1 protein-coding gene is annotated in these 884 nt (G+C 54.5%); it reads right to left on the bottom strand.

Annotation, left to right across the window (positions count from 1 at the left end; all coding sequences use genetic code 11):
• Positions 1–175: 175 nt before the first annotated feature.
• A partial coding sequence (locus HMPREF3145_RS06590; protein ID WP_210384167.1) for an ATP-binding protein occupies positions 176–884 on the bottom strand: 709 nt, incomplete at its 5' end.

Raw genomic sequence — 884 nt, forward strand, 5'->3', positions numbered from 1 at the left:
GGCGAAGAACTCCTCGGGTGGGGCGATCTCCACGATGTGGCCGGCGTCCATAAACGCGATGCGGTTAGCAACCGCGCGGGCGAATGTTAGGACCACGGATTTAGTAACGCTGTGGTGAGTATCCAGTAACGCCCGGGTGAGTATCGGGTAACACCCGGGCGTTGACTATGAGCCGCTACTGCGTATTGGCTTCGAGGCGCATGTTCGGGCCTTCCAGCGTGATGATCTCAGCGCCAACGACAAGCCGATTCAGTATCGACTCGGCGATGACAGCATCCGGGATGGACTTGTACCACTCATCGGGCGTGAACTGGGAGGTGACAATGGTTGATCCCCGGTGTTCACGCTCAGCAAGAATGTTGAGCAGCTGGTGTGCTGTGGCAGCATCAATCGGCGTTGTTAAGAAGTCATCAAGTACGAGTACGTCTGCCAGGTGTAAGTCTTGAAGAAACTCCATGCGTGCTGTGTCATCATGGCGTAGCACCATTAGCTGGTTGGCCAGGGTGTCTGTGCGGAAGAAACAGGCAGAGTAGTCGTTTCTGCACGCAGCGGTAAGGAGTGCTTGGGCCAGGTGTGTTTTGCCGACGGATGATTTGCCGAGGATGACAATGCTTTGCGCTTTTTGACACCATTGGCAGTGAGCGAGTCTGGTGATTTGCTCTTTGTTGAGGTTGCGGCCGGGTGCGTAGGTGATGTCTTCGATACACGCATCGAGATTTGGCGATCGGGATGCTTTGAGTAATTTGTTGACTCGTCGTTCACGCTTGGCCGCGACTTCTTTATCGAGCGCGTAGAGCACTTTGTCAGAAAAGCTCCACGAGTCGAAGACAGGATCTGCTGCAATATCAATCACGGTGCCGTTTCCGTGTAGTTGGTAGGGGCAA

The sequence above is a fragment of the Corynebacterium sp. HMSC05C01 genome (genome assembly GCF_001807155.1).
In the GTDB taxonomy this organism is placed as follows: Bacteria; Actinomycetota; Actinomycetes; order Mycobacteriales; family Mycobacteriaceae; genus Corynebacterium; species Corynebacterium coyleae.